The following is a 21,573-nucleotide window of genomic DNA, read 5'->3' as shown; positions in this document are numbered from 1 at the left end:
TGATTAATGCACTCCAATCCATAAACCTATCAAGCCTGTGATGAGTCCTGTAATCCAAAATACTGTCACAACTTTCCATTCATTCCAGCCGCATAATTCAAAGTGATGATGTAACGGACTCATCTTGAATATACGTTTGCCTGTCAATTTGAATGAAGCGACTTGTAAAATAACTGATAATGTTTCAGCAACAAATACAAATCCGATGAACAATAATGAAATTTCCGCGTTTAACATAATTGATACAGTTGCGATGATACCACCTAAAGCTAAGCTGCCTGTGTCTCCCATGAATACTTTTGCTGGGTTGACGTTATAGAATAAGAAACCAAGCAATGCGAAGACCATAATAATACAGAATGTACCTACTGCATGATTACCAAGCATAAAGCTCATAATCGCATACATAGAAAATGCAATGATAGATAAACCTGTCGCTAAACCATCTAAACCATCTGTTAAGTTGACCGCGTTAGAGAAGCCGACTTGCCAGAAGACAATGAAGACGACATAAACGACAGAAAGCGGAATTTGTACTGTTGTAAACGGAATGTGAATGCCTGTCGCAAAATGAATCATGTTAAATGTATCACTCAAGATAAAGAAGATAACCGCAATCGCAATTTGTGCTAAGAATTTTTGCTTACTTGTTAATCCTTGGTTATTCTTCTTCACGACAATGATGTAGTCATCGATAAAGCCGATTAAACCAAAACCGACTGTCACAAATAACAATAGAATAAACGGATTCGGATTATCTGAGAAGATAATCGCAATTATTGTTGCGACGATAATACTGATTAAGAACGTTAATCCACCCATCGTCGGTGTACCTGTTTTCTTCATGTGGCTTTTCGGGCCTTCTTCACGGATACTCTGTCCAAACTTCATCCTTTTTAATGTTGGAATCAGTATGGGTACTAATACTGCTGTAACTAAAAATGCGACAATTGCTAAAACATAAACCATATTGTTCTCCTTGTGTATCTTAATTTAATTTTATATGTAAGATGAGGGATGGATACCAAACGTATCCATCACCTCTTGATGCTAATCTGCTTGTGGTGCGGACAACTTCACTTCTACTTCTTTTTTATCTTTCAACGACGTATTCGGGCTGATAGATTGTTCAGAAACAAAGCCATTACCTTTCATTTTAACACGAATTCCTGTTAATGATTCGAAAGCTAAGACATCATCTTTACTCCAATCTTTCATATCAGGCATTGTCATGTCACCATCTGTTTTCATAAAGACTTTACTGTGCAGTAATGTCTTTTCATCAGCTTGCGGTAATTGCTGTGCAACCGTATCGCCTTCACCGATGACTACTGGTTTCAAGTCTTTGTTTTTCACAGCTTCTTCAGCTTGATCCACAGTCTCGCCTGAAACATTTGGCACTTTGCCGAATGAATCTTTAGTTGCTTTTTCATTATCTTTACCGACATTTAAATACTTCAATGTGTTTTCCATAATTGGATTAAATGCCGAGCTGACATTCATTTCATAAGCTTCCTGTTTATTTTTCTGAGCTAAGCTCATCCCAGCATAAACAATAATTTCAGGATTTTTGCTTGGCGCATGTCCGATAAAGCTTGAGAAGTATGGATAAGGACCTTTAACGTAACCGCCGTTTTCAGGGTCAGCTACTTGGGCAGTACCTGTTTTACCACCAATACGATACCCTTTGACTCTGAAGTTTTGCGCATGACTTTTCTTGCTGTTAACAACTAAGTCCAATTCTTTTTTCACTTTGTTCGCGGTATCTTCCGTAATTGGTTTGCCCGCAAATTCTTTCTCACCTTTATATAGTGTATCGTTTTTAACCGGATTGTCTATACTACTTACGAACCAAGGTTTAACCATATTCCCTTTATTAAAGAATGCAGTTTGCGCTTGCAGCATTTGGATAGGAGTGACTGTTGTAGATTGTCCGAATGCTGTTGTTTTTTGTTGTAATTCATTATCCCAGGCAATACCGCCCGCTGCTTCACCATCGAACATACCGCCTGTTGGTTTACCGAAACCGAATTTCTCATACCATGATTTCATCTTGTCAAATCCAACCATATCTTGAAGCTGCATCATCAAGGTGTTGGATGAATAAGTGAAACCAAGACTCATTGGAATTTTACCCCAACCTGTATTGTTCCAGTCAGAGATTTCAGAACCCATGATATCTCGATGACCTGATTTATATTCCTTATCTGGTTTGAACTTACCTTCTTGAATCGCTGCGGCTAAACCATACGTCTTGAAGGTAGAACCCGGTTCATACGTATTTTGATATAAGTCATTCGCCCATTTCTTACCGAAGTCTTTTCCTGTTTCAGGATTGAATGTCGGACGTTGACTGAAGGCTAAGATTTCGCCTGTATGTGCATCCATAACTACCGCAAAGGCATCTTTTGGTGCGAAACGATCATCTAATTTATTCAAGGCTTCCTCGACAAAGACTTGGATGTTTGAGTCAATCGTTAAATGCACATCATCTCCACGTTGCGGTGCTACTTCTTGTTTAGAATTTGGTGCGATATAGCCCCAAATATCATGTACATAAGATAACATCCCACGCTTACCGGATAAATAGCTGTCGAAGATTTTTTCAACACCCATGGCACCTTTTAATTCTCCATTATCTGGATTCTTTTGTGCCATTCCAATTAAGTGAGAAGCAAAGTTTCCATTAGGATAGAAACGTTCTGTTTCAGGATATAACGCAACACCAGGCAATTTCATTTTTTCGATTTTGTCTTTTTGTTGGTACGTTAAGTTGCTGCCCTTACGGCCGAACTCAACTTGGAACGCTTTTTTGTTATCTAACATTTTTTCAATTTCTTTAGGTTCCATATCGATGACAGTTGCGAGCTTCTTAGCCGTTTCTTTCTTATCAACCACATGACGTGGTTTGTCTGAACCTTCATCAGCTTTCTTACTGACAACTGCTGTCAGTTTAAAGCGTTCAACGTCTTCTGCGAGGACTTTGCCATTACGGTCATAAATCTTTCCTCGTTCTGGTTGTTGTTGTGTTTGAACTAAATATTTTTCATTGGCTTTCATCACTAAGTTTTGTCCTGAAGAATGCCCCGTCAACATGACAAAGGCATACCTTAAAACCAATAGAAAAAAGAGCAGTCCGAACAAGCTGACGAGGAGGACTGCCCCTATTTTATTTTTTTTAATTTTAATTTTTCGCTTCGGCATTATTACGCACTACCTTTACATTATCGTTCTTTAAGCTCATGCCTTGTTTTTGAGCTTTATCGTAAATGCGTTCATAAGAAGAGTTCTTTTTGATTTCTGATTTTAATGCGCTGTTCTGACTTGATTGTTGTTCGATTTTATAATCTAAATCAGCAATTTTACCCTTAGTATCATAAGCATCCATTTTTAATGAAAGTATATAAATACTGATCATTGCAATCACTGCGACTAAAGATATGTATAATACCTTCTCAAATTTAGTGAGTTGTACGACAACCTTGCGCTTAACTTTCTTAGTCGGCGATGGATTGACTTCTGGGTTTTGTCTGGCGGGTTCATATTGTTCGGTATAAGGTTCATAGATTCTTTCTACAGCCATAGCAGTTTGTCACTCTCCTATCATTTTAAAATCTCTGCTACACGCAATTTCGCACTGCGAGCGCGGTTATTTTCTGCTAAATCATCATCGGTTGCTGTAATCGGTTTGCGGTTAACACGTTTTAGTTTCGGTGTATATTCCTCTGGAATAATAGGTAAACCACGGGGAACTTCAGGGCCTTTTTCATATTCTTGGAAGATTTGTTTGCATAAACGGTCTTCCAACGAATGGAAAGTAATCACTGAAATGCGTCCGTGTACTTTGACTCTTTCAATTGCTTGCTCTAATGAGTCCTCGAAAGCTTTCAATTCATCATTTACAGCAATTCTGATAGCTTGGAAGAGACGCTTCGCAGGATGCCCGCCTTTACGTCTTGCTTTAGCAGGAATACCTTCTTTAATAACGTCAACCAGCTGTAAAGTTGTTTCAATGGGTTCATGTTCTCTTGTTTTTTCAATTCTTCTGGCAATCTGTTTAGAGAATTTCTCTTCACCATAACGATAGAAGATTCTGACTAAACTTTCATAAGGCCAGTCATTCACAACTTCATAAGCTGATAAAGGTTGTGTCTGGTCCATACGCATATCTAATCTAGCATCTTGGTGATAACTGAATCCTCGCTCCGGCACGTCTAACTGTGGGCTTGAAACGCCTAAGTCATAATAAATGCCGTCTACTTTGTCAATGTCCAAATCATTAAGGATTTGATTGATTTCTCTGAAATTACTGTGCACAAAAGTGACACGATCTAAGTGGTCCTTTAAGACCTCTTTCGCATTTTCAATTGCTGTCATATCTTGGTCTATCGCAATCAAATGTCCTTTGTCATTGAGTTGATTTAATAAATAAAGGGCATGGCCTGCTCCACCAAGTGTACAGTCTACATACACACCATCTTCTTTTATATTTAATTCGTCAATGGTTTCTTTTAACATGACACTTACGTGATGAAACACTTTCATTCCTCCATTTAAAAATCAAAGTCTATCAAATCTTCAGCGATATCTTCGAAACTGTCTTCAGATTCTTCATAGAAAGCGTTCCATGTAGATCTGTCCCAAATTTCGATGCGGCTAGAAACACCGATCACTGTACATTCTTTAGTTAAATTAGCGTACTCCCTTAAATTTTTAGGGATATTAATACGCCCTTGTTTATCAAGTTCCACTTCAACAGCACCTGAGAAGAACATACGCATAAACTTACGTGCGTCTCGTTTTGTCATCGGTAATGACTTCATTTTCTCCTCAATATTCTGCCATTCTTCCATAGTGTAACCGAACAAACATTTATCAAGGCCTCTGGTAATAATAAAACGTTCATTCAATTCGTATCTGAATTTAGATGGTACAATCATGCGTCCTTTTGCGTCTAATTGGTGTTCGTACTCACCCATGAACATTTATATCACCTCACCTTATTTATAATTTACCACAACTCACCACTATCCTCCACTATTTATGTGAACATATCGAAAAAAATTCATTTTTAGCATAAAAATAGCCCGTGCTCAAGACTGCGAGCACGGGCTAAACCCTTGATTCCCTAAGGTTTGATAATAATTTGATTTAAAGTGTAACGAAGTGGTGGATAGGTGGAGGGACTGAACACATCCATCCCAAAATCATTCATAATTTGTAGCGCATTCCAGATTCTTTCTTGAAGACCGCCCATTGGGTGGAGGGCATCGTTAATTTCTCTAAAATGTTTCATGCTGATCGCATTTTCCCTCTCGATATTATGGAAATAACGTTTTCTAAGATAATCATACTGTGTATGATGAATTTGATTATTTTTAATCACTAAATTCTTATTATCTTCATTATCTTTTACTTCAGCTAATAACTGCTTATAGACTTCTTGCTGATTCTCTTGAAGCGCGTCTAATTGTTCTAGGAAATTATCAGATGCATGCGCTCTGATAAACTTATCTTTCTCATCATCAATACCATTGGTAATCACATCTTCAGTATTAATTTCATAGCGATTCAATAGTTTTTCAACGCGTGGTGTTAAATAAGTTATTTTCATACGTGGCAAGACAATCGGCATGTCTACATCTAAGACATCAAATGCACCTTTTAATTCTGCCCAGTATTTAATTTCACTTGGACCGCCGATAAAGCTGAGCGTATTGAACAACCACTCTTCCATAATCGGTCGTGTCACCACGTTGTTTGAAAAACGTTCAGGTTCTTGTTCTAAGATTTCAAGTAATTCCGCTTCTGTATACCCAGTTTGAGACTTACTTGTATAGAACTTACCATCTTCAAAAGTCAATAATTGACGCATGTCTTCTTCATGTAAGAATAGATGCACATTCGTGTCAGTTTGAATCATCTGACTAAACCCTGCTTCTACTGTACGTGCTTGTTGTTGTCTAAAGGCATTATCTACCACTTCATGTTGTTTCAACATTTCTTTTAATATCGGTTGTTCAAGCTGACGCAATTTCGGATCTTGCGCATCAATGAATAGTACACCGTAATCTTTGAAGACTGTGTGTAATAACGCTTTGAAAATATCCGTCCACGTTTCATATTTTTGAATTAGAGACAACATTGTCTCATGCAGTACTTTCGTATGTTCTGTTTCTTGAAGCTGCCCCATAAATTGATCTAATGCTTCAATTAGTGCTTCCTTATCAGGCGTATAGCGTGAAACGTTACTTTCAGGCGGTGTCATAGTATGATACTTTACCTTCTGCAACATCGCTTTTTTTGGATTAAAGACATACGTGTGATTCACTTCATCAAAGTCGTGGTCCTCTCCGGCTATCCAAAAGACCGGCACTACTTCTTTTTGATATTCATCTTCTACTTGAAGACTTAAATTAACAATCGATAATATTTTATGAAAAGTATACAGCGGTCCCCCGAACAACCCTGCTTGTTGTCCACCGATGACTACTTTAGCTCCTCGACTTAATTTATCAATACTCTCTCTTTGTTGATCAGATAAATCTAAATCTGACATATATTCACCAATAATAGAAGCTAATGCTTTCTCCCTGCCGTTGCTTGGCTTGTTTAAAGCTTCTTTAAAGCTTTCAGGAGACATCGCATCATATTGGTAAAATGAATTAAGCACTGAATCGCTTGATTTTAACTTTGTCAGAAACTGATCATTCTCATTGATATTTGCGGTTAAACAATCCATACACTTTTCTCCTTAACTACTGTGTTTTCTCAATCATAGTATAATGTCTATTTCTATATAACACAATTTAACGGCTTATCGTATTCAATGCGTGTAAGCGCTATTTAATATATAATATACTTAAGAAAACAAAAGGGGGAGAAATAAAATGGGCAACATAAAACACTTAGATATTAACTATAAGACGGATGAATTGTTTGAGAACTTTAGAGAAACAAGTAATCCTAACCTCGCCTTTATTGATGAATTTGCGGGTGAAATGATTGACGCAAGTTCAGAATCACCATTTTACGGCATTTTTGTCGGGGAGAAAATTGCAGCGAGAATGGCGTTATATGAAAATGGCGAAGTTGAAGAACAATACTTCCCTGACTACGATCATTACTTAGTATTATGGAAACTTGAAGTATTACCTAATTATCAATCAAGAGGACTGGGCACAGAATTAGTAAACTTTGCGAAAGAAAAACACTTACCAATTAAAGCTATCGCAAGAAACCAATCTAAAGATTTCTTTATCAGACATGGTTTCAAAGATGTCGAAGCAAAGAACCCAGAAGGTTATGATGTATTGATTTGGGAACCAGGCCACTAAGATACACAAACAACCTTGGCATTTAATAAAAATCACTATTAAAACATAAAAATACGGTCTTGCATGTGGTGATGCAAGGCCGTATTTCTATTATAAAATTGATTTGATTTCATTTAAATTTTTAATTTCATAGTCTGGCTGAATCTGCGTTGTATTTTCTTTACCTCTATAGTTAAACCAGCATGTCGCAACACCTGCATTAATACCACCTTGGATATCAGATGTTAGCGAATCACCGATAATCAATGTACGTTCACGATCCGCATCTATACGGTCAAATACATAATCAAAGAATTCCGGCATCGGTTTTTGGAAACCTGTCACTTCTGAAATAAAAATATCATTAATCATCGATTCAAGCGGTGTTTGGGTCAGTCTGCGTAATTGCGTATCTTCAACACCATTCGTCACGATATAAAGCTTCGCATGATCTGCCATATATTGAATGGCATCTAAAGTATCGGGAAAATACTTTACCGGTGCTGTCGCAAGACCATCGCGGAACATCACATCCGCTTCATGTCCATTTACCTGCATCCCAAAACGATCAAAATAATTAATAAAACGCTCAGTCAGTACTTCTTCTTTTGTTAACTTATTCTCTTGAAACGCTTCCCAATGCGCTTGATTCACTTCTTTAAATAACGCTAAATTTTGATATGTTGGATCAAGTTGATATTCTTTGGCTAAATGAAAGAATGCTTGGTCTTCTGCATCATGAAAGTCCACAATCGTATCATCAAAATCTAACAGTATCGTTTCATACTTCATTGTTTCACCCCCATTATTCCTCATGGTAGTTGAATTTATAATATCTTGCAATAGCACTATACGTCTCTTACAAGATTTAAGCAATTTACCCATCTAACATTTAATTGTGAAACTATATTTTGTTAGATATACTAAAGAATATAAACAAACATCAATCACCTATTTGGGTATGGGAGGATAAAAATATGACCTTCACCGCGACTACCTTTTTAACTTTATGGCTGCTATTCACTCTTGTCTTTATTATCTTTTTATTCTTTACATTAAACGCTTTAGGTAAACAAGCTCGATACAAATTCAAATTGACTATTACATTGAGTTCTTTATTGTTAGGTCTCATTTGTTTTGTGGGTATTTTCACGGATCAATCACTCTACAAAAACATCAATACAAAGTTTTCTTTCAAAGATAAACTGTCCTTCTTAGACAAAAGAGATAAACCAAAACCTGCACCTCAACCAAAACAAGACACAAGTCAAAATCAAGATACAGAACACCACTATTCTCGTGATGAGATAAAATCTAAAGGATACGAATATGAACATGACTATTTCCCGGTCGATTTTAAACCTACAACCGCTTCAGGCAAAACGATCAAATCAAAAGCTGAAGCATTAAAAGTAGGCCAAGACATTGAGCCTGGATATTACCGTATTACTCCTACCGGCAAATCGTCGTCTGGAATTATCACAATGAAAAACCCTTTTGATAAGGAAGCAGAGAGTCAATTCCTTTCAAAAACTTCTGGCCCCTCTTCATTTACAACGTATCTTGTCAAAGGTCACACGCTCGTATTGAATGAAAAAGAAAAAGCAAATCACACTGAATATATCGTCGCACCAGAAAAACATAAGATGCGCACAAGTCTCACACCTGGTACTTACATCGTCGGTACCGATGTTAAACCTGGTAAGTATAAAATCAAATCAGATAACAGCGGGAACTTTATCGTCACAAGCAACAAAAAAGATGGTCCTAAATATAATGAAATCTTAAAAAAGAACTTCACCAAGTCTGTTTCACTCGATAAAGGAGACATTATTTATATTAAAGGACGCCCTATAGTGAAGCTCTCACCCCAATAGCTCATTTGCCTATCGTTATTAGCTGGCGTATAATTAAGTTCGCATGTATTTAAATTACCCTTAGACTATAATCAATGGATTAAGGGTAAATACATTATAAGAGATGTATTAATGTTTAAAGGGAGTTGAATTCAATGAATCCACGTTTAAAACGCGCGTATCAGTCATACATTGAGAAGTTTGGTGAACAACCACCAAAACCTTATATGAGTACTTTAAGTGAATACGAACAAGAAGAAGTCATCAACCAACGTATCAGAACAAACACAAAATTCTCTGATGATAAGTACTATAAAAAAATACCAGTGAGATAAATTCGATCTATTAAAAAGATGTACCTTAGTTGGTGCATCTTTTTTGTTATTCATCACCTTTAAACTCTTCTAACAAATTTGCCCTATCGAAAACTTCTCCATGGCAATTGTTTATAACAAAAAATCAAAATTACAATCAGTTAACTTAATTTAACTGCAATAGCCAAAAAGTTTTCTATAATTTATATTGCCTATCAATAAATCAAATCGTATAATTAAATTGTCGAATTCAACATTTCTTATAAACAAGAGAGTTTTCTATCATCATTATTAAAGACTGATTTTCTTTCAACCAATTAAATTTTATATAACGTATCTAATAACTTTATTTATTTATTAAAAACGATAAATAGAATCTCACGTTATCACTTTTCATTAAAATACATTTACTTGCAGAAGATTTTAAAGTTAAAAGAATCAACTCAATACTTCATTGACAAGATTGTTAAGACTAAATGATAAATGCTGAATATTAATAAAACAAATATGATGATTTCATTTTACCTTATCATGTATAAAGCATCCGCTAACTATAGAATTAAACAAGCTTTAACTATTATGAACAAACCCGATTTATTAACCTGACTTAAAATTGACAATTCTATGTAATGCGTCATCACGGTCTGTTTTTTTAAATATATATATAAATAGAAAAGAGGTTTATGAATGGCAAAGAAAGAAGAGATTTATTACAACGAAAAGGGTGAACGTGTTTATCCACACAAAAACAAGAAACGACCGTTTTTTTTAGGTTGTTTCGGATTAATTGTTTTACTTTTTATTATTATTGGATGTTCGGCAGCTGTAACTAGTGGAGGAGAAAGTTCAGATAACTCCTCTTCCGATTCTGAAAATTCGTATTCTGATTCGGAATCTTCAACAACTGAATATGATAATGAAACTGCATATCCAGATACTGAAGAGTCACATTCTGATACATTTGATGAAAGTTTGTCTTATGATAGTGAATCTTCTTTATCAGATTTAGATGAAGAACAATCAAAAAGCTCTACAGAAGGTGAGTCACGTGCCGCCTTAAACTCAGCTAAAACATACTCTGATATAATGCACATGTCTAAACAAGGTATTTATGACCAGCTTATATCAGAGTATGGTGAACAGTTCTCTGAAGAAGATGCACAATATGCCATTGATAATTTAAACGTCGATTATAACGAGAATGCATTAGAAACAGCTAAAGTCTATCAAGAAGAAATGGATATGTCTAAAGCAGAAATCTTTGATCAATTAACCTCTGAATATGGTGAAAAATTCACTACGGAAGAAGCGCAATATGCCGTAGATCACTTAGATTAAAGATTATTACCTTTAACATAAACAGAGGTATACCATGAAAACCCTAGCTTTATTATAGATTGAATTAATTTTAATAAATGAATCGCGTGAGAGAAAACTATTTCATTTAAAAACAAAAAGCTAAATTTGATGGTGGAATGATGCTATATAAGTTGAAATTGACGCCCTTGTAATATGGGTGAATATAATTAAAATGATAATCATGTAGATGAACACTATATTCCTTTCAGTCTTGAAATCTGAAAGAAATAACACATTCAGATATAAAAATAACATCAAGAGACATTCAGAGTGGTAACTAAAAAACAGGACAGACTATCTGCCCTGTTTTTTAATTTAAAAGAATATCTACAAACGATTTCGTTCATGACGAATAATTGAAAAACACAAACTCTCGAGACATATCACGTTAAATGAACTTAAAAAAATCGTTATCTTTATAAAGCTGAAATAAAATACTTAATTTAGTTTCTATGTAAAAAAACTCAGCTCTACATCTTTCGATGCAGAGCCTACAAACGTATAGTTTATTTCCTTATCTATAATAGTAGTGTATCTTTTAATAATTTTCAAGTATTTGCTTGAAAAAGTTATAAACTGACGCGAACCTTTCATCATATAAGTATTTATACCTTTTAGCTCGAATGAGAAAGTCGTTTAATTCCCTAATTCTGTGAATCCTCATATTTTTACTTAACACAATTTTGTCATACACATATAACATAGCCAAAATATCATGTATATTATAATTCCTAAGTCGTTTATTTAATAAGTTTTTATTCACTCCCAATCCCTTTACAAATTGAGTGATTAGAACGCTTTTATCATTCCCGCCAATTTGGTTTGTTGAAACAATGTTGTTTAAAATAGGAGTATTATGTGCCGCTTTATTTCGAATGTTTTTGACAAATCTAACAGTTTTACTTAACTCTTTATACTCTTTAAAACCATATTCATTATAAAAAAATTCAATAAACCAACATAAGTCTCCAAATTGCAAATATTCAATCAAAAACCATATGGGTGTATTTTCCTCATATTTACTATAATCTAATTTTCTATAAGAATCGTACTTTAAATGTTTTAACATTTTGGAATATGGATTACTTATATTCGAATTCTCTTTAATATAAGTAAAAAAATCACTCACTACATTATAGCCATCTTCACTGTCAACTTTTGTAATAGTTCTTAGAATATTCAACTTAATTGAGTGTTCTATATCTAAACAAAATTTTATGATAATATATCTTAATTGCATATCAAGACTTGCAAGATCAACTAAATTTTTAAAATCAACTTTCTGGTATCTTTCAATCAGTGCGTTTTGGTATCTAACTTTTTGCATAGGATAGTTATCTACAAAACTATTCAGCTTAAAATAGTAGTTTTTATATTCTAATATTTTCATTGCCTCATATTCGTCTATATAGTTAAAATTTACCCCTTTAAACTTCATATAAAAAATAAGCGACTTAAATGATAATGACATAGTAAAATCAGACCTTTTCTCATTTGTTAGATACATTATACATAAATACAGAAAAAAAGTATTCATTAAAATTGAATTCTAGATTTCGTCCTCAATATTCAAAAAATACGTCTTACCTTACTACTTAAATAATTGATTTACTTTCTATTTTTTCGCACTCTCTTTATTAGATTAGGATTACAGAGTTATTTTCAAAAAACGTTTTAAATTTACACAATGTATTCAATAAAAAAACCCATAACCACGAGGGTTACAGGCTTTAAGTGACGTCCTGGGAGGGATTCGAACCCCCGACCGATGGCTTAGAAGGCCATTGCTCTATCCAGCTGAGCTACCAGGACATAATTTTTTAACACAAGAATTATTATATCTAATTAAAGTATTTAAATCAATACCATTCATAATAATTTCTGTTATGATTTTTCACTTTAGAAGTTGTATTGCACTTATCATGACAAGTATATCACTTTTCTCAAGTAGAGAACAGTTAGGAATGCCTAAGTGTCAAGAATCTGTCAGATATACCACGGGTATGCATAGAACATTGTGAGTTAAGGAATTTAGCCCAATTAGATAAAAGATGATTGTATAGTAGAGATATCAAAGGTTGGTATTCCACTTAACCTTAAACAATACAAATATTGAGGTGACAATCATGGAAGGTTTATTCAACGCAATCCAAGCTACAATTGAAGCAGCTCAAAACGGCCAAAACTTAGAATTAGGTAAAAACATCGTAGACATCATCACAAACGGTGCTAGCATTGTAAGTAAACTCTTTGGTATCTAATATAATGCCAAACATTCACCATATTGTTTTAGTGAGAAGATCTAATAAGGTCTTCTCTTTTTTGTGTTCGAATTTATGGATTACTTTCCTCACGACCTTAATCTAAGCACCCTCCTACTATTTTATTGTAAAATAGTTATACACTTTAACTGATGGAGGTGGCAATGTGGATCAAGAAGAAGAATTGAAACGTTTAAAAACAGAAAATGAATTACTTGTCATGAAATTAAGACTTAAAGAAAAGTATATTAAAGAATTAGAAGCTGAATTAAAACAACGCAAAAGATTGCCGATTCATTATATAAAATCACAAACACTTGCGGACCACTTTGTCACACTCAAAATTGAAACAACCGGTTTAAGTTCTGATTTTCATGATGCTTTTCAAATCGCACTCGTCGAATTTAAAAATGGTCAAATGATAAACCAATATATGAAATACTTTCGACCTACACGCTTATTAACAAGAAAAGTGATACAAATGACAGGTGTTACGAATGAGTTCTTAGAAGACAAAGATTTTATTGAAAAAGAAGATATAGAAGCCATTCGTACATTTATTGGAGATAAACAAATCGTAGCGCATGCGGCAACTTTCTCTATGAAATTCCTATTACGTTATTTCGACGACTTTAATATAGATATGCCTGAATATACTGTGCTAGATACACTCCCTCTTGCAAGAAAGTTAGTGAAAGATACACCTAATCATAAATTCGACACTTTAAAGACATACTTTAAATTAGAAAACTATGAATCTGAAGATGCTTTAACCGATGCGATAGTAACAGGTCAACTTGCTTTGAAGCTAAATAAACTAAAATAATAAAGAGAGACTACATTTATGAATATCAATTTCTTACCTGCTTTGAAATTATTTGTCGCTAAAATGAACCAAGAACTGCTAGTACTCTATTTATCATCGAAGGATCAACGCACACCAATGACCGTTAAAATACTTGCAGTCTGTATCGTTGCTTATGCATTAAGTCCGATTGATTTGATTCCTGATTTCATCCCTGTTTTAGGTTATCTAGATGATATTATTATTGTGCCATTAGGTATTGCCTTGTGCTTAAAATTAATACCTGAACCTATTCTTCAAGATAATCGTCGAAAAGCATCAGAACTCAATAAAAATATCCTTTCACACAATTGGTATGCGGGTGTTTTGATTATCATCTTGTGGATAATTGTTATCAGTGTGATTGGTTATTTTATTCTCAAAAACTTTTTCTGGTAATTATCATACCTTTAACAAAAATAAGCATCCATGTCGGTTTTATTAAGACATGGATGCTTATTTCAGCTTTTATCTATTATTTTCTTTTATTGTTTTGAATGATCTTGTCCGTGCAACATCCAACGTACATTATATTTATCTGTAAATGAACCCATTTTACCGCCCCAGAATTGTTCTGCTAGTGGCATATCTACATGTACAGATTCATCATCTTTTACTTTGTCATATAAAGCTTCTATACGTTTTGCATCCGCTTCATCATTAATATCATAATCAATTAATAAAGAAATACCTTCGTTGATTTGAACATCTTTACCGAACGCATCAGATGCGTATAATGTCACACCCGCAATGGTAAATTCAGAATGCATTGTTTTATTGTCCGCTTCTTCTTCACTCACACCAAAGTTTTCAGCTTGTGATGGATCAACAGCTAAACGTTGAATATCAGTTGCGCCAAAAACCTCTTCATAATATTTTAAAGCCTCTTTAGTATTGTTAAACGCTAAATATGGATATAATTGAGTCATAATCAATCCCCTTTTTATTTAATGTACTGCATTCTAATCATACCTTTTATTTGTAGTTTCAAACAACAAATAAGCGGGGATATGATGATAAGTTAAAAAAAGAAACTCGAGGTGTTAAAATGATTCAACGTTTAGACGAAGTCATGTTATATGTGAATAATCAAGAAACAGCCAAAGCTTTTTGGACAGAAAAATTAGGTTTCACTGTTTCATCCGATACAGAACAACATGGTATGCGTACTATTGTACTGCGACCATCAAGTGACGCACAAACAGCCATTGTCCTCCACAACAAGCAAAAGATACAATCATTAGATTTAGGCATTAGTACAGAAACACCTTCTTTAATGTTTGCGACAGAAGATATTGAACAACTCTATCAAGATTATCAAGACAAAGACATCACAGTCGGTGATTTAGTCGACATGCCTCAAGGCAGAGTCTTCAACTTTGCGGATGATGAAAATAATTATTTCGCAGTCAAACAAATCTAATAAAAAAGATGCTGGAGGATGTAAATTTTCACCCTTCAGCATCATTATTTTTAGTTATTTTTCAATTTTAACCGTTTACTTTAAATTCAACTGTTTCAATAATGTCATGATTTCTATTTCTGAAATTCAATGTGACATTTTGACTATCTACTAAAAGTTCAGCATAAGTTTCTTCCATCATACTTCTTGATTGTGAAATACTGCCTGGATTAATCACATGTACCCCTTCTATTTCTTCATAACGAGCAATATGTGTATGTCCATAAAAGGCTAACTGACAATTTTCTTCTTTAGCTTTTTCAGCTAGAAGTTGACGTGTCGTATTCACTCTGTATAAATGTCCATGTGTATAGAAAGCACGTAAACCTTCATCACTGATGACATTTTCATTTGGAAACTCCGGATAGAAATCACAGTTACCTTTAACACGATGGTATAAACTTAATTCTGTATCATCATATTGGAACTCTGAATCACCTAAATGCAACGCAACATCAACTTGGTCATAGTGGTTCACCACTTCAAATAAAATACCAGACTCTGTGTGGTTGTCACTTACAATAATCCAACGTCTCAAATTTGATCACCCTTTAAATAAGCTTTTAATTTATCAATTGCTTGACGTCTATGGCTGATTTCACCTTTTTCTTGATCCGTTAATTGTGCCATTGTTTTATGCATTCTTGGTACATAGAATATCGGATCATAACCGAAACCATGTTCACCTAATTTTTCCATTGTAATTACACCGCTAACTGTGCCTTCAAATGTCACAGTTTCTTCGCCTGGTGCACTCATGCTGATGACACAAACGAATTCTGCCGTACGGTGGCGGCTGTTACCTTTTAATTTCTCTAATAACTTTTCAATATTCGCATTATCATCTTTATCTTCTCCAGCATAACGCGCTGAATAAATACCAGGTTCCCCATTTAGCGCATCCACTGTTAAGCCACTGTCGTCTGCGATGACACGTTTGCCTAACGCTTTAGCTGCTGCCTCAGATTTTAATTTTGCATTTTCTTCAAATGTTGTCCCTGTTTCTTCGACATCAAAGTCTGAAATTAATTCACTGATACCAATCACATTGTATTCAGGAAAGATGACTTTAAAGTCGTTGATTTTTCCTTTGTTGTTTGTCGCAATTACTAAATCTTCCATGTCCTTCACCTCAATATTAATCCACTTTCACATGTGTTACTTCAACATTATCTATTTTTAACCATTGTCCAATGATGTATTGGATATGTTTTGTATCCCCTGTCGCAAAGAAGCGATGTTTCGGATGTGGGGTATAATGCGCATGTTCATGACTGAACGTCAATAACGCACTGACCTCACGTGCTGTTTCTAAACCAGATGATATCACAGTTTTATTACCACCGAAATAATCATAAATCGGTTGGAAGAGTAACGGATAATGCGTACATCCTAAAATTACCGTATCAGCATCATTATTTCTATATTGTTTTAACGTCTGATGAATCACAATATTTGTTGCGACGGGATCATGATAACGCATTTGTTCCACTAAAGGTACAAAATCCGGACATGCAACTCCTGTGACTTCAACATGCGGGTTAATCGCTTGTATATGTTTTGTATAAGCTTCTGATTTAATTGTCCCTTCAGTACCCAACACCATTACTTTATTATTTTGTGTCGTCATAATCGCAGTACGTGAGCCAGGTTCAATTACACCGATTACCGGAATCGGTAATAAGGCTTTCAACGTATCTAATGCGACAGCCGTTGCGGTATTACATGCGATAACCAGCATTTTAATATCATATTCCATTAATTTATTCGCAAGCTGTACCGTGAAATCACATACTTGCTTGCCATCTCTTGGTCCATATGGACATCTGGCGCTATCACCAAGATAATAGATCGTTTCATTTGGCAGCTGACGTATTATTTCTTTGGCTACAGTGAGGCCGCCGACTCCTGAGTCAATTACTCCGATGGGTTTATTCATGTCTTTTTCATCCTCACACTAAAGCATTCTTAGACTATATTTTATCATAACCCTGAATTAGATTGCATGAATGGTTATTTGGTTTCACGAGACAAAATGTAGACAAAAACGCTTTAAAGATTAAAAGCTTCAGAATAATGTACCTCTCCACTCATATTCATTAGCACATTTTCCTTCAATTCCAAAATCATTAAATAAGGTTCCATCTCTTTCATTGGTCCAAAAATATGATAAGCCGCAGCCAGTTCAAACCCGAACTTCTGATAATAAGTTGGGTCACCTAAAACTACAACTGATTGATAACCTAGTTGTCTTGCGGTTTCTAATGCTGTTTCAACCAACTTCGTTCCTACGCCTTGTCTTTGATAATTCGGCGCTACACTTAATGGTGCAAGCGCTAATGACGGCGTTTCAAACCCAATAGTAATCTTAGACATCATAATATGACCGATAATCTCCTCTTGTTCTGATAGAGCGATCAAAGAGAGTTCAGGTACATAAGCGGTACTTTTTCTTAAACGTTGGACTAATAGATGTTCCGTCTGATCACTCATCTCAACAGTTTCAAAAGCTGCTTGAATCAATCGTTCTATAGCTTGTTCATCATTTGATTGTTCTGTTCTGATTTTCATCTTCGACTTCCTTTCTTCCACTAAAAAAGAGGCAAGGAGTCGCACTCCTGCCTCTTGATTTATTATCAAATTATTGTACTTGGTGGTCAGAACCAAAGAACGATTTGAACATGTAGAATGAAGTTTCTCTGTTCAACGCTGCGATTGAAGTTGTTAAAGGAATACCTTTAGGACAAGCATTCACACAGTTTTGTGAGTTACCGCATTCTTGAAGTCCGCCGCCGCCCATTAAAGCGTCTAAGCGTTCGTCTTTAGTCATTGAACCTGTTGGATGCAAGTTGAATAAACGTACTTGTGAAATTGCTTGTGCCCCTACGAATTCGTTTTTACTTGTTACGTTAGGACAAACTTCTAAACACACACCGCATGTCATACATTTAGATAATTCATACGCTGTTTGACGTTTTTTCTCAGGCATACGTGGTCCAGGACCTAAGTCATACGTACCGTCAATCGGTACCCATGCTTTCATACGTTTTAAGTTATCGAACATACGAGAACGATCAACTTGTAAGTCACGTACGATTGGGAATGTGCTCATTGGTTCTAAACGGATAGGTTGTTCTAATTGGTCCACAATCGCTGAACATGCTTGACGTGCATGACCATTGATAACCATTGAACAAGCACCGCATACTTCCTCTAAACAGTTCATGTCCCATGTTACCGGCGCGACTTTTTCCCCTTTTGTATTATACGGATTACGTCTGATTTCCATCAAACATGCAATCACGTTTAAATTCTCACGATAAGGAATTTCAAATTTTTCTTCATATGGCTGTGAGTCCGCAGTATCTTGTCGCTTAATGATTAAAGTTACAGTTTTAGAGCTATTTTGAGCTGGTTGTTGAACCGCTTCATCTTTAACTTCTTCTGCCATTATGATTTGCTCCCTTCTTCCTTACTTGAATCTTCTTTACTAGATTTTGATTTAGATGAGTAGTCACGTTTACGTGGTGGAATTAAGCTGATATCCACATCTTCGTATTCGAATCTTGGTGGATTATCGATACCTTCGTAAAACGCTTTTGTTGTTTTTAACCACTCTTCGTCGTTACGATCAGGGAATTCTGGTTTGTAGTGTGCACCACGTGATTCATTACGGTTATATGCACCGATTGTAATCACACGAGCAAGTACTAACATATTCCATAATTGGCGTGTGAAGAATACAGCTTGGTTACTCCAAGTTTGTGTATCTTCCATGTCAATATCTTGATAACGTCTCATCAACTCAAGAATTTTTTCATCTGTTTTTAGTAAACGTTTGTTATCACGAACAACTGTTACGTTTTTCGTCATGATTTCACCAAGTTCACGGTGAAGTTTGAAGGCATTTTCTGTCCCTCTCATGTTTAATAAATCGTCAAAACGTTTTTGTTCTTTATCGATTAAGTCTTGGTAAAGACTGTCGTCTAATTCAGTATATGAATGTTCAACAGTGTCGATATATTTTACAGCGTTCGGTCCAGCTACTGTACCGCCATAAATCGCTGATAATAATGAGTTCGCACCTAAACGGTTACCGCCGTGTTGTGAGAAGTCACATTCACCTGCTGCGAATAAACCGTCAATTGTAGTCATTTGATCATAGTCTACGTATAATCCACCCATTGAATAGTGAACTGCTGGGAAGATTTTCATTGGTACTTTACGTGGGTCATCGCCTGTGAATTTTTCATAAATTTCGATGATACCGCCTAATTTAACGTCTAATTCATGCGGATCTTTGTGTGATAAATCTAGATATACCATGTTTTCACCATTGATACCTAATTTTTGGTTCACACATACGTCGAAGATTTCACGTGTTGCGATGTCACGAGGTACTAAGTTACCGTAATCCGGATATTTCTCTTCTAAGAAATACCAAGGTTTACCGTCTTTATAAGTCCAAATACGTCCACCTTCACCACGTGCTGATTCGCTCATTAAACGTAATTTGTCGTCACCAGGAATCGCTGTTGGGTGGATTTGGATAAATTCACCGTTCGCATAAACTGCACCTTGTTGATACACGATAGATGCTGCTGAACCTGTATTGATCATTGAGTTTGTAGTTTTACCGAAGATAATACCAGGACCGCCTGTTGCCATCACTACTGCATCAGAACGGAATGCATCGATTTTCGCATCCGTTAAGTTTTGTGCGACGATACCACGCGCTGCGTTGTTTTCGTCTTTCACAACACCTAAGAATTCCCAACCTTCGTATTTTGTCACAAGACCGTCTACTTCGAACTTACGAACTTGTTCATCTAATGCATATAATAACTGTTGACCAGTTGTTGCACCGGCATATGCCGTTCTGTGATGCAACGTACCGCCGAAACGACGGAAGTCAAGTAAACCTTCAGGTGTTCTGTTGAACATTACACCCATGCGGTCTAATAAGTGGATGATTTTCGGTGCTGCATCCGCCATTGCTTTAACTGGTGGTTGGTTCGCTAAGAAGTCCCCGCCATAAACTGTATCGTCAAAGTGGATCCAAGGTGAGTCGCCTTCACCTTTTGTATTAACCGCTCCGTTAATACCCCCTTGCGCACACACAGAGTGCGAACGTTTTACGGGTACTACTGAGAATAAATCAACATGTACACCTTGTTCTGCTATTTTAATTGTTGACATCAGACCGGCAAGTCCTCCACCGACAACAATAACTTTTTTCTCTGCCATATAAATGTCACTCCCTGAAAATATAACCTTTATTTACGCTATGCTATTGCTCTTATACGAACGCTAAGATTGCACTTACACCGATGTAAGAAACAATAACGAATACTACTAATGATACCCATGTAAATACGCGTTGTGATTTAGCTGATTGTAAGGCACCCCATGTTACTAGGAATGACCATAAACCGTTCGCAAAGTGGAAAATTACTGCTACTGTTAAAACAAGGTAGAAGATTAACCAGAATGGATTGCTTAAGTAGTCTTGCATCATGTTGAATCCTAGTTCTTTATGCCCTAACCACATTTCCACTTTTGTTTGATAGAAGTGGATTGCGATAAAGATAAACGCTAAAACACCTGTGATACGTTGTAATAAGAACATCCAGTTTCTGAACCATGAATAATGGCCGACGTTCTCTTTAGCCGTGAATGCAATGTGAATACCGTATAACGCATGATAAAGAATTGGTAAGTAAATTAAGAAGATTTCAAGTGCTAACAAGAATGGTAATGATTCCATAAATCCTGCTGCTTGGTTGAAAGCTCCTGCTCCTTTAGTCGCTTGGTGGTTAACTGTCAAATGCACTAATAAGAATGCACCGATCGGAATAACCCCTAGTAACGAGTGTATGCGTCTTAAATAAAATTGATTCTTAGTATAACCCAAAAGGAAGTCCCCCCTGTGAAACAAATGATATTAATTGATTTCATTTTCAGGTTTGTTGAAATGCTCCAAATGCTCACAAAATTAAGTAAAATCAATACAAATGACTCAACCACCAACGAACAGCCCTGCTGGGAGTTGTAAAACACTGCAATCAGCACGGCAGCTCAGCGCCATTTTTCTCTATGTATGGACCCCTATCTTAGCTGTATATGCTGAACCGATGACCGCTGCAATCCCTTACAATCGA

24 protein-coding genes and 1 tRNA gene are annotated in these 21,573 nt (G+C 35.6%); 8 read left to right on the top strand and 17 right to left on the bottom strand.

Annotation, left to right across the window (positions count from 1 at the left end):
- Positions 1-3: 3 nt before the first annotated feature.
- The 6 genes from mraY to bshC all read right to left on the bottom strand — a co-directional run bounded on the left by mraY (position 4) and on the right by bshC (position 6,742).
- A complete protein-coding gene (mraY, locus tag HMPREF3031_RS00570) occupies positions 4-969 on the bottom strand; it encodes a phospho-N-acetylmuramoyl-pentapeptide-transferase (protein WP_002480592.1) in 966 nt (321 codons plus the stop codon).
- Between the two features lie 81 nt (positions 970-1,050).
- On the bottom strand, positions 1,051-3,204 hold the full coding sequence (locus HMPREF3031_RS00565; RefSeq protein WP_002480591.1) for a penicillin-binding protein: 2,154 nt from the start codon (positions 3,202-3,204) through the stop codon (positions 1,051-1,053).
- A complete protein-coding gene (gene ftsL, locus HMPREF3031_RS00560) occupies positions 3,185-3,583 on the bottom strand; it encodes a cell division protein FtsL (protein WP_002480590.1) in 399 nt (132 codons plus the stop codon). The genes HMPREF3031_RS00565 and ftsL overlap by 20 nt, the downstream gene beginning before the upstream one ends.
- Positions 3,584-3,603: 20 nt before the next feature.
- Entirely contained in the window at positions 3,604-4,539 is a 936-nt protein-coding gene (rsmH, locus tag HMPREF3031_RS00555) for a 16S rRNA (cytosine(1402)-N(4))-methyltransferase RsmH (protein WP_002480589.1), read from the bottom strand.
- Between the two features lie 14 nt (positions 4,540-4,553).
- Positions 4,554-4,985 (bottom strand): division/cell wall cluster transcriptional repressor MraZ, encoded by a 432-nt coding sequence (gene mraZ, locus HMPREF3031_RS00550; RefSeq protein ID WP_002480588.1) that lies wholly within the window; start codon positions 4,983-4,985, stop codon positions 4,554-4,556.
- 143 nt (positions 4,986-5,128) lie between these two features.
- Complete coding sequence (bshC, locus tag HMPREF3031_RS00545) at positions 5,129-6,742, bottom strand: bacillithiol biosynthesis cysteine-adding enzyme BshC (protein WP_002480587.1); 1,614 nt, start codon at positions 6,740-6,742, stop codon at positions 5,129-5,131.
- A gap of 148 nt (positions 6,743-6,890) precedes the next feature.
- On the opposite strand from bshC, the gene HMPREF3031_RS00540 reads away from it, so the two are divergent.
- Positions 6,891-7,337: an N-acetyltransferase gene (locus tag HMPREF3031_RS00540; protein WP_002480586.1), complete on the top strand. Its 447-nt coding sequence runs from the start codon at positions 6,891-6,893 to the stop codon at positions 7,335-7,337.
- 90 nt (positions 7,338-7,427) lie between these two features.
- Here HMPREF3031_RS00540 and HMPREF3031_RS00535 read toward each other — a convergent pair whose 3' ends face one another.
- The gene (locus tag HMPREF3031_RS00535; RefSeq protein ID WP_002480585.1) at positions 7,428-8,108 is read right to left on the bottom strand and encodes a YjjG family noncanonical pyrimidine nucleotidase; all 681 of its coding nucleotides are present in this window, start codon (positions 8,106-8,108) and stop codon (positions 7,428-7,430) included.
- Positions 8,109-8,293: 185 nt separating this feature from the next.
- Between HMPREF3031_RS00535 and HMPREF3031_RS00530 the strand changes: the two genes are divergently transcribed.
- The 3 genes from HMPREF3031_RS00530 (at position 8,294) to HMPREF3031_RS00520 (ending at position 10,824) form a co-directional block, all read left to right on the top strand.
- Positions 8,294-9,193, top strand: coding sequence for a hypothetical protein (locus HMPREF3031_RS00530; RefSeq protein ID WP_002480584.1), 900 nt, complete (start codon positions 8,294-8,296; stop codon positions 9,191-9,193).
- 134 nt (positions 9,194-9,327) lie between these two features.
- A complete protein-coding gene (locus tag HMPREF3031_RS00525; RefSeq protein WP_002480583.1) occupies positions 9,328-9,507 on the top strand; it encodes a hypothetical protein in 180 nt (59 codons plus the stop codon).
- A 666-nt stretch (positions 9,508-10,173) separates the two neighbouring features.
- The gene (locus tag HMPREF3031_RS00520) at positions 10,174-10,824 is read left to right on the top strand and encodes an Ltp family lipoprotein (protein WP_002480582.1); all 651 of its coding nucleotides are present in this window, start codon (positions 10,174-10,176) and stop codon (positions 10,822-10,824) included.
- A 559-nt stretch (positions 10,825-11,383) separates the two neighbouring features.
- Here the strand turns inward: HMPREF3031_RS00520 and HMPREF3031_RS00515 are convergent.
- Positions 11,384-12,235 (bottom strand): Abi family protein, encoded by an 852-nt coding sequence (locus HMPREF3031_RS00515; RefSeq protein ID WP_172954247.1) that lies wholly within the window; start codon positions 12,233-12,235, stop codon positions 11,384-11,386.
- A gap of 348 nt (positions 12,236-12,583) precedes the next feature.
- A tRNA-Arg gene (locus HMPREF3031_RS00510) sits at positions 12,584-12,657 on the bottom strand.
- Between the two features lie 314 nt (positions 12,658-12,971).
- Here HMPREF3031_RS00510 and HMPREF3031_RS00505 point away from each other — a divergent pair.
- From HMPREF3031_RS00505 to HMPREF3031_RS00495, 3 genes are all read left to right on the top strand, one after another.
- A complete protein-coding gene (locus tag HMPREF3031_RS00505) occupies positions 12,972-13,106 on the top strand; it encodes a beta-class phenol-soluble modulin (RefSeq protein WP_002480580.1) in 135 nt (44 codons plus the stop codon).
- 166 nt (positions 13,107-13,272) lie between these two features.
- Positions 13,273-13,932: a 3'-5' exonuclease gene (locus HMPREF3031_RS00500; protein WP_002480579.1), complete on the top strand. Its 660-nt coding sequence runs from the start codon at positions 13,273-13,275 to the stop codon at positions 13,930-13,932.
- A gap of 18 nt (positions 13,933-13,950) precedes the next feature.
- The gene (locus HMPREF3031_RS00495; RefSeq protein ID WP_002480578.1) at positions 13,951-14,349 is read left to right on the top strand and encodes a YkvA family protein; all 399 of its coding nucleotides are present in this window, start codon (positions 13,951-13,953) and stop codon (positions 14,347-14,349) included.
- 86 nt (positions 14,350-14,435) lie between these two features.
- Here the strand turns inward: HMPREF3031_RS00495 and HMPREF3031_RS00490 are convergent, their stop codons facing one another.
- Positions 14,436-14,879: a VOC family protein gene (locus HMPREF3031_RS00490; protein WP_002480577.1), complete on the bottom strand. Its 444-nt coding sequence runs from the start codon at positions 14,877-14,879 to the stop codon at positions 14,436-14,438.
- A gap of 119 nt (positions 14,880-14,998) precedes the next feature.
- Here HMPREF3031_RS00490 and HMPREF3031_RS00485 point away from each other — a divergent pair, with 119 nt between their 5' ends.
- Positions 14,999-15,373: a VOC family protein gene (locus tag HMPREF3031_RS00485; RefSeq protein WP_002480576.1), complete on the top strand. Its 375-nt coding sequence runs from the start codon at positions 14,999-15,001 to the stop codon at positions 15,371-15,373.
- A gap of 67 nt (positions 15,374-15,440) precedes the next feature.
- On the opposite strand, the gene HMPREF3031_RS00480 is transcribed toward HMPREF3031_RS00485, so the two are convergent.
- The 7 genes from HMPREF3031_RS00480 to HMPREF3031_RS00450 form a co-directional block, all read right to left on the bottom strand.
- Complete coding sequence (locus HMPREF3031_RS00480; RefSeq protein WP_002480575.1) at positions 15,441-15,950, bottom strand: YfcE family phosphodiesterase; 510 nt, start codon at positions 15,948-15,950, stop codon at positions 15,441-15,443.
- Positions 15,947-16,534: an XTP/dITP diphosphatase gene (locus HMPREF3031_RS00475; protein ID WP_002480574.1), complete on the bottom strand. Its 588-nt coding sequence runs from the start codon at positions 16,532-16,534 to the stop codon at positions 15,947-15,949. The genes HMPREF3031_RS00480 and HMPREF3031_RS00475 overlap by 4 nt, the downstream gene beginning before the upstream one ends.
- Positions 16,535-16,550: 16 nt before the next feature.
- On the bottom strand, positions 16,551-17,351 hold the full coding sequence (gene racE / locus HMPREF3031_RS00470; RefSeq protein ID WP_002480573.1) for a glutamate racemase: 801 nt from the start codon (positions 17,349-17,351) through the stop codon (positions 16,551-16,553).
- A 113-nt stretch (positions 17,352-17,464) separates the two neighbouring features.
- The gene (locus HMPREF3031_RS00465) at positions 17,465-17,983 is read right to left on the bottom strand and encodes a GNAT family N-acetyltransferase (RefSeq protein ID WP_002480572.1); all 519 of its coding nucleotides are present in this window, start codon (positions 17,981-17,983) and stop codon (positions 17,465-17,467) included.
- A gap of 70 nt (positions 17,984-18,053) precedes the next feature.
- Positions 18,054-18,863 (bottom strand): succinate dehydrogenase iron-sulfur subunit, encoded by an 810-nt coding sequence (sdhB, locus tag HMPREF3031_RS00460; protein WP_002480571.1) that lies wholly within the window; start codon positions 18,861-18,863, stop codon positions 18,054-18,056.
- A complete protein-coding gene (gene sdhA / locus HMPREF3031_RS00455; protein WP_002480570.1) occupies positions 18,863-20,659 on the bottom strand; it encodes a succinate dehydrogenase flavoprotein subunit in 1,797 nt (598 codons plus the stop codon). Before sdhA ends, sdhB begins: the two co-directional genes overlap by 1 nt.
- 52 nt (positions 20,660-20,711) lie before the next feature.
- Positions 20,712-21,326 (bottom strand): succinate dehydrogenase cytochrome b558 subunit, encoded by a 615-nt coding sequence (locus tag HMPREF3031_RS00450; protein ID WP_002480569.1) that lies wholly within the window; start codon positions 21,324-21,326, stop codon positions 20,712-20,714.
- Between the last annotated feature and the right edge of the window lie 247 nt (positions 21,327-21,573).

The sequence above is a fragment of the Staphylococcus sp. HMSC072B07 genome (genome assembly GCF_001815505.1).
Taxonomy (GTDB): Bacteria; Bacillota; Bacilli; order Staphylococcales; family Staphylococcaceae; genus Staphylococcus; species Staphylococcus simulans.
The sequence above is the reverse complement of the archived record's forward strand: the minus strand, read 5'-3'. Positions and strand labels throughout refer to the sequence as shown.

What these genes read in the sequence shown, in the direction of transcription:
- HMPREF3031_RS00515 (WP_172954247.1), bottom strand. Translation starts at nt 12,235, where the DNA reads ATGAAAATATTAGAATATAAAAACTACTATTTTAAGCTGAATAGTTTT.
- HMPREF3031_RS00495 (WP_002480578.1), top strand. Translation starts at nt 13,951, where the DNA reads ATGAATATCAATTTCTTACCTGCTTTGAAATTATTTGTCGCTAAAATG.
- HMPREF3031_RS00525 (WP_002480583.1), top strand. Translation starts at nt 9,328, where the DNA reads ATGAATCCACGTTTAAAACGCGCGTATCAGTCATACATTGAGAAGTTT.
- HMPREF3031_RS00465 (WP_002480572.1), bottom strand. Translation starts at nt 17,983, where the DNA reads ATGAAAATCAGAACAGAACAATCAAATGATGAACAAGCTATAGAACGA.
- HMPREF3031_RS00530 (WP_002480584.1), top strand. Translation starts at nt 8,294, where the DNA reads ATGACCTTCACCGCGACTACCTTTTTAACTTTATGGCTGCTATTCACT.
- mraY (WP_002480592.1), bottom strand. Translation starts at nt 969, where the DNA reads ATGGTTTATGTTTTAGCAATTGTCGCATTTTTAGTTACAGCAGTATTA.
- sdhA (WP_002480570.1), bottom strand. Translation starts at nt 20,659, where the DNA reads ATGGCAGAGAAAAAAGTTATTGTTGTCGGTGGAGGACTTGCCGGTCTG.
- HMPREF3031_RS00565 (WP_002480591.1), bottom strand. Translation starts at nt 3,204, where the DNA reads ATGCCGAAGCGAAAAATTAAAATTAAAAAAAATAAAATAGGGGCAGTC.
- bshC (WP_002480587.1), bottom strand. Translation starts at nt 6,742, where the DNA reads ATGGATTGTTTAACCGCAAATATCAATGAGAATGATCAGTTTCTGACA.
- racE (WP_002480573.1), bottom strand. Translation starts at nt 17,351, where the DNA reads ATGAATAAACCCATCGGAGTAATTGACTCAGGAGTCGGCGGCCTCACT.
- HMPREF3031_RS00505 (WP_002480580.1), top strand. Translation starts at nt 12,972, where the DNA reads ATGGAAGGTTTATTCAACGCAATCCAAGCTACAATTGAAGCAGCTCAA.
- sdhB (WP_002480571.1), bottom strand. Translation starts at nt 18,863, where the DNA reads ATGGCAGAAGAAGTTAAAGATGAAGCGGTTCAACAACCAGCTCAAAAT.
- HMPREF3031_RS00475 (WP_002480574.1), bottom strand. Translation starts at nt 16,534, where the DNA reads ATGGAAGATTTAGTAATTGCGACAAACAACAAAGGAAAAATCAACGAC.
- HMPREF3031_RS00535 (WP_002480585.1), bottom strand. Translation starts at nt 8,108, where the DNA reads ATGAAGTATGAAACGATACTGTTAGATTTTGATGATACGATTGTGGAC.
- ftsL (WP_002480590.1), bottom strand. Translation starts at nt 3,583, where the DNA reads ATGGCTGTAGAAAGAATCTATGAACCTTATACCGAACAATATGAACCC.
- mraZ (WP_002480588.1), bottom strand. Translation starts at nt 4,985, where the DNA reads ATGTTCATGGGTGAGTACGAACACCAATTAGACGCAAAAGGACGCATG.
- HMPREF3031_RS00490 (WP_002480577.1), bottom strand. Translation starts at nt 14,879, where the DNA reads ATGACTCAATTATATCCATATTTAGCGTTTAACAATACTAAAGAGGCT.
- HMPREF3031_RS00485 (WP_002480576.1), top strand. Translation starts at nt 14,999, where the DNA reads ATGATTCAACGTTTAGACGAAGTCATGTTATATGTGAATAATCAAGAA.
- HMPREF3031_RS00540 (WP_002480586.1), top strand. Translation starts at nt 6,891, where the DNA reads ATGGGCAACATAAAACACTTAGATATTAACTATAAGACGGATGAATTG.
- HMPREF3031_RS00520 (WP_002480582.1), top strand. Translation starts at nt 10,174, where the DNA reads ATGGCAAAGAAAGAAGAGATTTATTACAACGAAAAGGGTGAACGTGTT.